This window comes from Streptomyces sp. NPDC092370 (assembly GCF_044755265.1).
GTDB lineage: Bacteria > Actinomycetota > Actinomycetes > Streptomycetales > Streptomycetaceae > Streptomyces.
In genome coordinates this window covers 405,796-418,345 of sequence record NZ_JBIVQO010000002.1, presented here as the reverse complement: position 1 = coordinate 418,345, position 12,550 = coordinate 405,796, and the positions used below count along the sequence as shown (strand labels likewise).

Below are 12,550 nucleotides of genomic sequence, written 5' to 3'. Positions count from 1 at the left end.
GCTCAGCGCTCCGGCCGTGAGGGAAAGTCGTCCGAGGGCTCCCGGCCCCGCCGGCGCAGTCCCGCCTGCACCGCGCCGGTGAGAATCCGTGCCGCCACGCCCACCAGCAGCAGTCCGCCCGCCATCTGAATCATCGTCAGCGTCCGCCCGGTCTGGGAACGGGCCACGATGTCGCCGTAGCCGACGGTGCTGAAGGTGGTCAGCGTGAAGTACAGGGAGTCCGTCTTGGTCAGCGGCTCGCTGAACGAGCCCGGGGTGGAGTGCTCCAACAGGAAGTAGGCGCCCGCGAAGAGCAGCAGGAACAGCGCCAGCGTCGTGCACAGGGCCTCGACCGCCTTCAGCCGGGGGTAGGGCGAGGTCACGATGGCCCGCACCTCCCACCAGAAGACCACGGCCACCAGCAGCAGACCGCACCCCAGCAGCACCGAGTCACCTCGCGTGCCGCGTCCGTCCAGGGGCAGCACGTAGTAGACGGTGACGAGCCCGGCCGCGATGAGCACGGCACGCACGAGGGCCGAGACCGCCGCCCGCCGCCGACGCCCCGGCCGCTGCCGGTGCGGTGCCTGCGCTGCATCGTCCATCGCCGCGTCTCTCGGTCTCGGTGCGGCCTCCGGACACCCCGCGAGGCCTGCCCACCACCTCAGCTCCCTCACGCCACACACGGATCACCCGCCACGGGTGAGGCGACCCGGCCCGGCCCCGGGCAGGCTGAAGCCGATGGGGACGGTCGTCCGGCCTGCCCCGGGGACGGAGGACCGACATGGACGCGCAGACCTACCTGGCGTACGACTTTCCGCTGCTGAGCGCCTTCTGGTCGATGGTGTGGTTCTTCCTCTGGATCATGTGGTTCGTCCTGCTCTTCCGGGTGGTCCTCGACATCTTCCGCGACGATTCCCTGAGCGGCGGGGCCAAGGCCGGCTGGCTGGTCTTCTGCATCGTCCTGCCCTTCCTGGGCGTGTTCGTCTACGTCCTCGCCCGCGGCCGGAACATGGGCCGCCGGGAGACGGAGCGGGCCCGCGCACAGCAGCAGGCCCTCGACAGCTACATCAGGGAGACCGCCCGGGGCGGCGAGGGCCGGCCCAGCAGCGTCGACGAACTCGCCAGGCTGTCCGACATCCGCTCCCGCGGCGACATCACGGACGAGGAGTTCCGCAGGGCGAAGGAGCTGGTCCTGAGCGGTTCCGCGGCATCGGGCGCCTCCGCTCCCGGTACCCCCACCTCCGGTCGCTGACCGCGCCGGATCCAGTAGAAGCGAGGTAGCAGATGACCACCACACACCCTACGCACGGGCACACGACGGCGAAGCGCGATCTGGCCACCAGCACGATGATCTTCGCTGCCGTCATGCTGATGATCGCCGGAATCCTGGCCGTCTTCCGCGGCATCGCGGCGATCGCCGAGGACGAGGTCTTCGTCTCGACCAGCAACTACATCTTCGCGTTCGACCTCACCGGCTGGGGCTGGATCCACCTCATCCTGGGTGTGGTCGCCGTGCTCGTCAGCATGGGCCTGTTCCAGGGAGCGGGCTGGGCGCGCGTCACCGGCGTGGGCATCGCCGGACTCGTCATCATCGCGAACTTCCTCTCCCTGCCCGCCTACCCGGTCTGGTCCGTGGTCATGATCGCGATGTCCGCTTTCATCATCTGGGCCCTGTGCACCCCACGCAGGGGTGACGCCTGAGCCGTCGGGGCTCAGCCCCGCGTGCGGACCAGCAGCAGAGCCACGTCGTCGTCCGGTTCGGGACTCAGCGCGCTGAGCAGACTGTCGCTCGCGCGCTGAAGGCTGTGCCCGGCGTTCCCCAGCAGCCGTGTCAGGGTGTCGAGGCCGGTGTCGATGGACTCCGCGCGGTTCTCGACCAGCCCGTCCGTGTACAGGGCGAGCAGGGAGCCCGGGGCGAGTTCCACCTCCAGCGTGCCGAAGGCCACCCCGCCGACCCCGAGCGGGACACCGCCCGGCACGTCCAGGAGCGCCGCCCTGCCGTCCGGCCCGGCCAGCACCGGCGGCAGATGCCCGGCGCTGGACAGCTCACAGGTGCCGCGCCGCAGGTCGCACACCGCGTACACACAGGTGGCGATCGCGTCGCCCAGCGAGCCGGCGATGTCGTCGAGGTGCCGCAGCAGCTCGGCCGGCGGCAGGTCCAGCCGCGCCAGCGCACGCGTCGCCGTGCTCAGCTGTCCCATGATCGCCGCCGCCTGGACGCCCTTGCCCATGACGTCCCCGACGACCAACCCGGTGCGTCCCGGCCCCAGCGGCAGGACGTCGTACCAGTCGCCGCCGACCTCGCTGAGGGCCGGGCGGTAGCGGGCGGCGATGTCCAGCCCCTCCCGCTCGGCGGGCGTGCTGGGGAGCAGGCTGCGCTGCAGGGTGAGGGCGGTGCCGCGTTCGCGGCCGTAGAGACGGGCGTTGTCGATGCAGATCGCGGCGCGGGCGGCGAGCTCCGAGGCGAGCACCTGGTCGCGGTCGTCGAAGGGGAGCTCGTTGACCGTGCGGAACAGCGACAGTGTGCCGAGCACCTTGCCCCGGGCCATCAACGGAAGCGCCAGGTAGGAGTGGGCACCGGCCTCGTGCAGCGCCTGGGCGGCCCGCGCGTCCCGGGCCAGACGCCGCAGCATCTTGGCGTCCACGTGCTCGACCCGGACCGGGCGGGCGTCGCGGACGCACTGCGTGATGATCCGCGACGAGCCGTACGTGGCCAGCTCGCCCACCGGGTCGGCGGCGTGGATGGCGTCGGTGGGGTAGCCGGCCGCGACGGCCAGCGCACGGAATTCGGCCGGGGCGCCGCCCGTCACGGGCACGATGGTGCCGCCGGCCACGACGGACTCCAGGATGTCCACGGCGGCCAGGTCCGCGAGCTGCGGCACGACCGCGTCAGCCAGTTCCCGGGCGGTCTGCTGGAGGTCCAGCGTGGTGCCGATCTTCACGCCCGCGTCGGCGATCACCGACAGGTGCTGGCGCGCCTGCGCGACCTCGGCGGCGGCCTGCTGGCGCTCGGTGACGTCCAGCACGGCCATCGCCAGCCCGAGCACCCGACCGTCGGTGTCCTCGATGCGGTGGTACGACTCCGAATAGGCGCGGTCCTGGACGTCCGCCGCCGTCCGGCCGACGGTCTGCTGGTCCAGCAGCGGCCTGCCGGTCTCCAGGACGTGCCGCATCCGGGCCTCGATGGTCTCCACGTCCAGGTCGGGCAGCACCTCGCCGATCCGGCGCCCCAGCACGGCCTCCTCGGGCACCCCGTTGATCCGCTCCAGGGCGGGGTTGACGCCCACCCAGCGCAGCTCGTTGTCGAAGACGGCGATGCCGAGCGGAGTCTGGTTGACGAGGCTGTGCGAGAGGGCGAGGTCGCGCTCCACCTTCCGTACGGTCGACGCGTCGGTGGCCAGTCCCAGCAGGTGGGGCTGCCCCTCGGGGTCGAGGAGGCGCATCGTGCGGAACTCCACGGCGCGTTCCGTGCCGTCGCGGTGCCGCAGCGGGAAGACACCCGCCCACCGGGCGCCCGTGCTGACCTGGGCGAACAGCTCCCTGCCCCGGGATCTGTTCTCGGGGGACACCAGGAGGGTGTCGGCGCGCTGGCGCAGCGCCTCCTGCGCGCTCCAGCCGAGCAGCTGCTCGATCTCCGGGCTCCACAGGGCGATGTGCCCGCGCGCGTCCAGGACCACGGCCGCGACCTTCAGCAGATCCAGCAGCCCGCCGGGCGCGGCCGTGACGCCTTCGCGGTCCGAGGTCGCATACCCGTTCATACGAGCCGCTCCTTCCGGCGCGGCAAAGGTACCGCCAAGATCTGTTGCGCGGGCTGTCCGATGAGGTCACATTACGGTCGGGCAAGTGCCACTGTCGCGCCGAAATGACAAAAACCGCGGGTAGGTACCCGCGGGGAGGGAATGCCGTCGTGGGGGAATGGACGCTGCGGGAGAGCCTGGTCACCGCGTCGGGAACCGTGCGCTGGGACCGGTTCGGCGACCCCGGCGGCGAGCCGGTCGTGCTGCTGCACGGGACGCCCTTCTCGTCGTTCGTGTGGCATGAGATCGCCCCCGCCCTCGCCGCCGCCGGGCACCGCGTGCACGTGTGGGACATGGCCGGTTACGGCACCTCGGCGATGCGCTCCGGCCAGGACGTCTCCCTGGGAGCCCAGGGCCGGATCTTCACCGAGCTGCTCGCCCACTGGCGGCTGGAGGAGCCGGCGGTCGTCGCGCACGACTTCGGCGGGTGTGTGGCACTGCGTGCCCACCTGCTGCACGGGGCCCGCTACCGGCGGCTCGCGCTGGTCGACCCGGTGGCCCTGGAGCCCTGGGGTTCCCCCTTCTTCCGGCTGGTCGGGGAGCACAGCCGGGTTTTCGAGCAGCTCCCGGCGGCACTGCACGAAGCCTTGGTGCGCGAGTACGTCTCCTCCGCGAGTCATCTCGGCCTGCGACCCGCCACGCTCGACGCGCTCGTCGGGCCCTGGACGGGGGAGGAGGGTCAGGCCGCCTTCTACCGGCAGATCGCGCAGGCCGACCAGCGCTACACCGACGAGATCCAGCCGCTCTACCCGGCGATCGAGCTGCCCGTCACGGTGTGCTGGGGGACCGAGGACACCTGGATCCCGTTCGCCAAGGGGCGGGAACTCGCCGCCCTGATCCCCGGGGCGCGGCTGGTGCCCGTCCCACAGGCCGGTCATCTCGTCCCGCTCGACGCGCCCGCCCGGCTGGCGAGCGAGTTGCTCGGCTTCCTCACGGCGACCGACTGACGGGCGCCTGACGCCGGATAACCATCAGGACCACACAAAGTCCGACGGGGTCATTGCTTCGGTTGTGTTCGAGTCCTAGGGTGTGCCTGCTCAGCAGTTGCTCCGTCACCGCCAGTTGCACGGGAACCAACAGAAACACCCATTACAGGGGGGAAGTTGGGGACCGCATCTGACATGCCCTCAGTCCGTGCAGCACCCTGTCGAACCGAGGAAGGCCAACGGTCATGCCGTACCCGCACTCGCACCCCTCTCCCGCCGACCGGCCGGTCGTCAGCCGCCGCCGACTGCTGGAGGGAGGAGCCGCCGTGCTCGGCGCGCTCGCGCTGTCCGCGTCGCCCGCCGCGGCGTACGCGGCCGGTCGGCGCCCGGCGGCGGCGGCGGCGGACGGCCCGCCGGAATGGAACGACGGCCTGGCCACCTACCGGATCGGCACCGAGCCGCCGCACACCACCCTCATGCCGTACGCGGACCTCGGGCAGGCACTCAAGGCCGACCGCGAGCGCTCGCCGTACCGCCTGAGCCTGGACGGCACGTGGAAGTTCGCCTACGTGGACCGCCCCGACGACCGGGACACCGACTTCTACCGCACCGACGTCGACGACTCCGGCTGGGACACCATCCCCGTGCCCTCGGCCTGGCAGCTGCACGGCTACGACTTCCCGATCTACGTCAACATCACCTACCCCTGGTGGGGCCCCAACGGCGGCGGTGAGGACGCCCAGCCGCCGGCCGCCCCGACCCGTTACAACCCCGTCGGCCAGTACCGCCGTACGTTCACCGTGCCCCGCAACTGGAAGGGCCGGCGCACCTTCCTGCACTTCGAGGGCGTCAAGTCCGCGCACTACGTGTGGATCAACGGTGAGCTGGCGGGCTACCACGAGGACTCCTACACCTCCGCCGAGTACGACATCACGCCCCACCTCAAGCCGGGCACCAACCAGATCGCCGTCGAGGTGTACCGCTACTCCGACGCGGAGTGGCTGGAGGACCAGGACATGATCCGGCTGAGCGGCATCTTCCGCTCGGTCCACCTCTACTCCACGCCGAGCGTGCACCTGCGCGACTTCCGCCTGGACACCCCGCTCGGCGACGACTACACCTCCGCCGAGCTCAAGGTCACCGCGCACGTGCGCGACTACGGCGGCGAGGGCGGCGGCCGCCACACCGTCGAGACCCAGCTCTACGACGCGCGCGGCCACGCCGTGTGGTCGCGGCCGCTGAACGGGTCCGTCGACGTCCCGGACGGTGACGAGGCCACCGTCGAGGCGTCCAGAGCCGTTCCCGCGCCGAAGCTGTGGTCGGCCGAGCACCCGAACCTCTACACCGCCGTGCTCCGCCTGCGCGATCCGGCCGGCAAGGTGATCGAGACGCTCTCGCACCGGGTCGGGTTCCGTGAGTTCGCGCTCAAGGACGGCCTGATGCGCATCAACGGCAAGCCGGTCTCCTTCCGCGGCACCAACCGGCACGAGATCCACCCCGTCACCGGCTCGGCGCTCACCCGCGCGCAGATGGTCCAGGACATCGAGATCATCAAGCGGCTCAACATCAACAGCGTCCGCACCTCGCACTACCCCAACAACCCCCTGTGGCTGGAACTCGCGGACGAATACGGTCTGTACGTCGTCGACGAGACCAACCTGGAGACCCACGGCGTCCGTGACAGGTTCCCGGGCAGCGGACACCCCGAGTGGACCGAGGCGTGCGTGGTCCGTGCCCGGAACATGGTCCACCGCGACAAGAACCACGCCTCGGTGGTCATCTGGTCCCTCGGCAACGAGGCGGGCGGCGGCACCACCTTCAACGCCATGTACGACTGGATCCGCTCCTACGACTCCACCCGTGTCATCCAGTACGAGGGCGACGACCGCCCGGGCATCAGCGACATCCGCTCCGAGATGTACGACAGCCCGCAGCGGGTCGAGCAACGCGCCAAGGACACCGGCGACACCCGGCCGTACGTGATGATCGAGTACTCCCACGGCATGGGGAACTCCAACGGCAACTTCAAGAAGTACTGGGACATCGTCCGCCGCCACGACGTCCTCCAGGGCGGCTGGATCTGGGACTTCGCCGACCAGGCCCTGCGCTGGCCCACCCCCACCCGCAAGCTGCTGACCGAGTCCGGCCCGGGCTCGCTGCGCGGCGAGATCATCGCGCCCGCCGGGACCTTCGACCGCGCCAAGGGCGTCTCCGGCGGCACCGTCTTCCCCCGCGACAGCCGCCTCGACCTCACGGGCTCCCTCACGCTGGAGGCCTGGGTCACCCCGCACGTGACCGGCTTCCACCAGCCGATCCTCGCCAAGGGCGACACCCAGTACGCCCTCAAGCAGACCGACAGGAACCTGGAGTTCTTCATCCACGGCGGTGGCCAGTGGGTCACCGCGAGCTGGGCGCTGCCCGACGGCTGGACGGGCAAGGAGCACCACATCGCCGGCGTCTTCGACGCGGACGCGGGCACGCTCACCCTGTACGTCGACGGCCAGGTGCGCGGCACCCGGACCACCACCCGGCGCCCCGCCGACAACACCGCGTCCCTGACGCTCGCCACCGATGTCGACAACCCGACCCGCGAGTTCAGCGGCACCATCCGCCGGGCCCGCGTGTACGCCCGCGCCCTGAGCGCGGCGGAACTGGCCTCGGACACCCGCAAGCCGGACGACGACGGCGTGCGCTTCTGGTTCGACGCCGCCACCGTCGGTTTCACCGAGAAGCGCCCGCGCGACAAGACCTTCTACGCCTATGGCGGCGACTGGGGCGACAACCCCAACGACGGCGCCTTCGCCGGGGACGGCATCGTCCTGCCCGACCGCACGCTCACCGGCAAGTCCGCCGAGGTCAAGCAGATCTACCAGGCCATCAACGCCACCCCGGTCTCGGGCGGCCCCGGCGCCGTCAAGCTGACCAACGAGTACCTGTTCACCAACCTGCGCGATTTCGAGGGCCGCTGGTCCCTCGTCGCCGACGGCGAGGTCGTCCAGCGCGGCCGGCTGACCCGCGACCAGCTGAACGTCGCCCCGCTCAGCAGCAAGGACATCAAGGTCCCGGTGCGGCTGCCCGCCAGGCCCGAGCCCGGCACGGAGTTCTTCCTGCAGCTCTCCTTCACCACCAGGGAAGCCACCAAGTGGGCGAAGGCGGGCTTCGAGGTGGCCAGGCAGCAACTCGCCCTCGACGCGGACAGCCCGGCCGTGAAACCCGTGCCGCTGCGCGGCGTGCCCGCCCTCAGCCACACCGACGGGGACAAGAGCGTCACCGTGAAGGGCAAGGGTTTCGCCGTCACCGTCGACAAGAGCACCGGCGCCATCACCTCGTACGAGGCGGGTGGCACCCCGCTCATCACCTCCGGCCCCGTCCCCAACTTCTGGCGGGCGCCCACCGACAACGACCGCGGCAACGGCCAGCACACGCGCAACCAGATCTGGCGCGACGCCGGGGCGAAGCGGAAGGTGACCGACGTACGGGTGCGGCCCCTGGACGACCGGGCCGTCGAGGTCACCGTCACCGGCACGCTGCCCACCGGCACCGAGTCCACGTACGGCACGACGTACACGATCTTCGGCAACGGGGAGATCAAGGTCGACAACAGCCTGCACCCGGGCGCGGCGAACCTGCCGTACATCCCGGAGGTCGGCACCCTGCTGTTCCTGCCGCGGAGCCTGGACCGACTGCACTACTACGGCCGGGGTCCCGAGGAGAACATGTGGGACCGCAACAACGCCACCGACGTCGGGCTGTACTCCGGCACCGTCTCCGGGCAGTGGACCTCCTACCTGCGTCCCCAGGAGAACGGCAACAAGACCGATGTGCGCTGGGCCGCGCTGACCGACGGCAGGGGGCGGGGGCTGCTGGTGTCCGGTGAGCCGCTGCTGGAGGTCAACGCCTCGCGCTTCACCCCCGAGGACCTGTCCGTCGGGGCCCGCCACGACTACCAGCTCACCCCCCGGGACGCGGTGGTCCTGCGGGTCAACCACCGCCAGATGGGCGTGGGCGGCGACAACAGCTGGGGGGCGCACACGCACGACGAGTTCAAGCTGCTCGCGGGCCGCGACTACGCCTACACCTACCGGCTGCGTCCGCTGACGCGGGTGAGCGAGGCGATGGAGGCCTCGCGACGGCCGACGGCCACCCGCTAGAACCCGCTGTAGGACAGCGGCGCCGCCTCAGTCGGCGGCGTCGCTGATCCCCAGGCGCAGATGCTCCACGTGGTAGACGGCCTGGTCGAGCAGCTCGGCGACATGGTGGTCGTGCAGCGCGTAGACCACCGAACGGCCCCGTCGCTCGCCCACGACCAGGCCCAGGTTGCGCAGCAGCCGCAGCTGGTGCGAGCAGGCCGACTGCTCCATGCCCACCTCGGCGGCCAGCTCCGTGGCCGGCAGCGGGCCTTCGCGCAGCCGCGCCAGGATCAGCAGCCGGGAAGGTGTGGACAGGGCCTGGAGCGTGGTGGCGACCTTCGCGACGTTGTCCGCGTCCAGGCGTACGCGCTCGCCGGCGTCCTGCACGGGGGTGACGGCTCCATGACCCATGACGTCATCGTACCGGGGGTCCGCACGAACACATGAATGAATCTTCATCTGTCCCGGTGAGCCGGTGCCCTGCGGGCACGTCCATGTCGGATTCTCGCCAGCCCCGCGCCGCCCGGTGCCGGATGCTGGACCCATGCGGATGGGGATGCACACCGACACCGAGCGCTGCGTACGCGCCGTCCGATCCAAGGACGCGCGGTTCGACGGCTGGTTCTTCACGGCCGTCCTGACCACCGGCATCTACTGCCGTCCCAGCTGTCCGGTGGTGCCGCCCAAGCCGGAGAACATGGTCTTCCACCCGAGCGCGGCCGCCTGTCAGCAGGCCGGGTTCCGGGCCTGCAAGCGCTGCCGGCCCGACACCAGCCCCGGCTCACCGGAGTGGAACCAGCGCGCCGACCTCGTCGCCCGGGCCATGCGGCTGATCGCCGATGGCGTCGTGGACCGCGAGGGCGTGCCCGGGCTCGCCGGCCGGCTCGGCTACAGCACCCGGCAGGTCGAGCGGCAACTGCTCGCCGAACTGGGAGCGGGCCCTCTCGCGCTCGCCCGCGCCCAGCGCGCCCAGACGGCCCGGCTGCTCATCGAGACGACCGCCCTGCCCATGGCGCAGATCGCCTTCGCCGCCGGCTTCGCCTCGATCCGCACCTTCAACGACACGGTCCGCGAGATCTTCGCCCTGCCCCCGAGCGAGCTGCGCGCCCGCGCGCCGAAACGGCAGGGCGCGAGCACCCCCGGCGCGCTCTCGCTGCGACTGCCCTTCCGCGCCCCGCTCCATCCCGACAACCTCTTCGGCCACCTCGCGGCGACGGCCGTGCCCGGCGTGGAGGAGTGGCGCGACGGCTCCTATCGGCGCACCCTGCGCCTCCCGTACGGCCACGGCATCGTGGCCCTCACCCCCACCCCGGACCACATCGCCTGCCGTCTCACCCTCAGCGACCTGCGCGATCTGACCGTCGCCATCAGCCACTGCCGCCGACTGCTCGACCTGGACGCCGACCCCGTCGCCATCGACGACCAGCTCCGCACGGACCCGGTGCTGGCGCCCCTGGTCGTCAAGGCACCCGGCCGGCGCGTGCCACGCACGGTCGACGAGTCCGAGTTCGCCGTCCGGGCCGTGCTCGGCCAGCAGGTCTCCACCGCCGCCGCCCGCACCCACGCGGCCCGCCTGGTCACGGCGCACGGCGAACCGGTCGAGGACCCCGAGGGCGGCCTCACTCACCTCTTCCCGGCCCCCGAGGCCCTCGCGGCGCTCGACCCGGAGACCCTCGCGATGCCGCGCACCCGCCGGGCGACCTTCACCACCCTGGTCCGCGGCCTCGCCGACGGCGAGCTCCACCTCGGCGTGGAGAGCGACTGGCCGCAGGCCCGCGCCCGGCTCCTCGCCCTGCCCGGCTTCGGCCCCTGGACGGTGGACGTCATCGCCATGCGCGCCCTCGGCGACCCCGACGCCTTCCTCCCCACCGACCTCGGCATCCGCCGCGCCGCCCGGGAACTGGGCCTGCCGTCCACCCCGGCCGCGCTAACCGCCCGCGCGGCGGCCTGGCGCCCCTGGCGGGCCTACGCGGTCCAGTACCTCTGGGCCACCGACAGCCACCCGATCAACTTCCTTCCGGTATAAGGACGTTCGATGAAGCAGCACACCGTGACCGACAGCCCGTACGGCCCGCTCACCCTCGTCGCCGACGACGGCGTCCTGTGCGGCCTCTACATGACCGGCCAGCGCCACCGCCCGCCGGAGGAGACCTTCGGCCCCCGCGACCCCACTCCGTTCACGGAGACCGAGGAACAGCTCAAGGCCTACTTCGCGGGCGAACTCGCGGAGTTCACCGTCCCCCTGCGCCTGCACGGCACCCCGTTCCAGCGCGCCGTCTGGGATCAGCTGCGCCGCATCCCCTACGGCGAGACCCGCACCTACGGCCGGCTCGCCGACACCCTCGGCGCTCCCCACGCCTCCCGCGCGGTCGGCCTGGCCAACGGCCGCAACCCCATCGGCATCGTCGTCCCCTGCCACCGCGTCATCGGCGCGAACGGCGGCCTCACGGGATACGGGGGCGGCCTGGAACGCAAGCGGCGCCTGCTGGACTTCGAACGCGGGGCCGCGCTGTTCTGACCCTCCGACTCATCAAGACATGTCGTACGGCGTGCGGCAGCTCCTCATGACCGACCCCGGAGGCAACTGCGTCCGTGTCGGACAGCGCACGGGCGAGGAGCGGCACCACGGGACCGCCGCCGAGGAGACGTTCGCGCGGGCCCTGCACTTCGCGTCCCTCCTGGCGGTCTCCAAGGGGGACGCGACGGGCGCCGCCAAGGTCATCGACCGGATGCTGCGCCTGATGGAGGAGACGACGACGCGCGTACAGCTGCTTCAGCTCCTCGTCCTGCGCGCGGACGTCGTGGGGCGGCTCGGCGACGAGGAGGCGGCCGCGACCGCCCTGGCCCGGGCCGCCGCGCTCGTTCTCACCGAAGCCGAGCGGGACCAGGGGCGTGACGCGCTCACTCGCCTGGAGGACCTGCGGGGCTCGCCCCGGCCGTGAGACGGCGCAGCAGCTCCGGAAGGGCCGTGCCGATGGGATCGCGGACGATCTCGTCGGCACGGTCGTCGTACGGGGTCGGCTCGGCGTTGACGACGATCAGGCGGGCGCCGTGGTCGGCGGCGACACCGGCGAGCCCCGCCGCGGGCTGGACCTGGAGGCTGGTGCCGGCCGCGACGAAGACCTGGCAGGCCTTGCTGATGGCCGCCGCTTCGCCGAGGACGACGGGGTCGAGCCGCTCGCCGAACATGACCGTCGCCGGTTTCAGGATCTGGCCGCACTCCCGGCACGGCGGATCCTCCTCACCGGCCTCGATCCGGGCGAGCGCGTCCTCCATCGGGCCGCGGGCACGGCAGCCGGTGCAGACGAAACGCCGTGCCGTGCCGTGCAGTTCGAGCACCTTGCGGTCGGGCATCCCGGCGAGCTGGTGCAACCCGTCCACGTTCTGCGTGATCACCCGCACCGGTACCCCGGACCGCTCCAGCTGCGCCACCGCCCGGTGCGCGGCGTTGGGCTCGGGACGCAGCGCGTGGTTCTCCAGCCGCATGCGCCACGACCGGCGGCGGATCTCCGGGTCGCCCATGTAGGACGCGTAGGTGACGAGCTTCTCGGCCTCCGGATCCCGGCGCCACAGCCCGTTCGGCCCGCGGTAGTCCGCAATCCCGGAGTCGGTGCTGACACCCGCACCGGTGAGCAGGGCGACGAGGGGCTTGGCCATGACACCGAGGGTAGGCGGGCAGCGGTGCGGCGGCGAGCGGATACCGAACGGGGTACCGAGG

Annotated in this window: 11 protein-coding genes; 7 read left to right on the top strand and 4 right to left on the bottom strand. The window is 71.8% G+C overall.

The genetic code is table 11. The features are described 5' to 3' along the window. Positions 1–2: 2 nt before the first annotated feature. The gene (locus ACIQHQ_RS08545; RefSeq protein ID WP_402610992.1) at positions 3–581 is read right to left on the bottom strand and encodes a potassium channel family protein; all 579 of its coding nucleotides are present in this window, start codon (positions 579–581) and stop codon (positions 3–5) included. A 179-nt stretch (positions 582–760) separates the two neighbouring features. Between ACIQHQ_RS08545 and ACIQHQ_RS08540 the strand changes: the two genes are divergently transcribed. Together ACIQHQ_RS08540 and ACIQHQ_RS08535 are read left to right on the top strand one after the other, a co-directional pair. After that, entirely contained in the window at positions 761–1,231 is a 471-nt protein-coding gene (locus ACIQHQ_RS08540) for a PLDc N-terminal domain-containing protein (protein ID WP_402610991.1), read from the top strand. A gap of 32 nt (positions 1,232–1,263) precedes the next feature. Further along, positions 1,264–1,680 carry a hypothetical protein gene (locus tag ACIQHQ_RS08535; protein WP_402610990.1) on the top strand — a complete coding sequence of 139 codons (417 nt, stop codon included), beginning with the start codon at positions 1,264–1,266 and terminating at the stop codon, positions 1,678–1,680. A gap of 11 nt (positions 1,681–1,691) precedes the next feature. Here the strand turns inward: ACIQHQ_RS08535 and ACIQHQ_RS08530 are convergent, their stop codons facing one another. Next, a complete protein-coding gene (locus tag ACIQHQ_RS08530; protein ID WP_402610989.1) occupies positions 1,692–3,737 on the bottom strand; it encodes a SpoIIE family protein phosphatase in 2,046 nt (681 codons plus the stop codon). A gap of 149 nt (positions 3,738–3,886) precedes the next feature. Here ACIQHQ_RS08530 and ACIQHQ_RS08525 point away from each other — a divergent pair, with 149 nt between their 5' ends. Together ACIQHQ_RS08525 and ACIQHQ_RS08520 are read left to right on the top strand one after the other, a co-directional pair. After that, positions 3,887–4,723: an alpha/beta fold hydrolase gene (locus tag ACIQHQ_RS08525; RefSeq protein ID WP_402610988.1), complete on the top strand. Its 837-nt coding sequence runs from the start codon at positions 3,887–3,889 to the stop codon at positions 4,721–4,723. Between the two features lie 224 nt (positions 4,724–4,947). Beyond that, positions 4,948–8,853 (top strand): glycoside hydrolase family 2 TIM barrel-domain containing protein, encoded by a 3,906-nt coding sequence (locus ACIQHQ_RS08520; RefSeq protein WP_402610987.1) that lies wholly within the window; start codon positions 4,948–4,950, stop codon positions 8,851–8,853. A gap of 27 nt (positions 8,854–8,880) precedes the next feature. Here the strand turns inward: ACIQHQ_RS08520 and ACIQHQ_RS08515 are convergent, their stop codons facing one another. After that, positions 8,881–9,243 carry a metalloregulator ArsR/SmtB family transcription factor gene (locus tag ACIQHQ_RS08515; protein ID WP_033309205.1) on the bottom strand — a complete coding sequence of 121 codons (363 nt, stop codon included), beginning with the start codon at positions 9,241–9,243 and terminating at the stop codon, positions 8,881–8,883. A gap of 145 nt (positions 9,244–9,388) precedes the next feature. Here ACIQHQ_RS08515 and ACIQHQ_RS08510 point away from each other — a divergent pair, with 145 nt between their 5' ends. From ACIQHQ_RS08510 to ACIQHQ_RS08500, 3 genes are read left to right on the top strand one after another with little or no spacing between them, the layout of a single operon-like run. Beyond that, positions 9,389–10,858 (top strand): AlkA N-terminal domain-containing protein, encoded by a 1,470-nt coding sequence (locus ACIQHQ_RS08510; RefSeq protein WP_402611614.1) that lies wholly within the window; start codon positions 9,389–9,391, stop codon positions 10,856–10,858. A gap of 9 nt (positions 10,859–10,867) precedes the next feature. Further along, the gene (locus ACIQHQ_RS08505) at positions 10,868–11,350 is read left to right on the top strand and encodes a methylated-DNA--[protein]-cysteine S-methyltransferase (protein WP_402610986.1); all 483 of its coding nucleotides are present in this window, start codon (positions 10,868–10,870) and stop codon (positions 11,348–11,350) included. A gap of 19 nt (positions 11,351–11,369) precedes the next feature. Continuing rightward, a complete protein-coding gene (locus ACIQHQ_RS08500; protein WP_402610983.1) occupies positions 11,370–11,774 on the top strand; it encodes a hypothetical protein in 405 nt (134 codons plus the stop codon). Here ACIQHQ_RS08500 and ACIQHQ_RS08495 read toward each other — a convergent pair. Further along, positions 11,734–12,489 carry an SIR2 family NAD-dependent protein deacylase gene (locus tag ACIQHQ_RS08495; protein ID WP_402610982.1) on the bottom strand — a complete coding sequence of 252 codons (756 nt, stop codon included), beginning with the start codon at positions 12,487–12,489 and terminating at the stop codon, positions 11,734–11,736. The two genes, ACIQHQ_RS08500 and ACIQHQ_RS08495, sit on opposite strands and share 41 nt — an antisense overlap. Between the last annotated feature and the right edge of the window lie 61 nt (positions 12,490–12,550).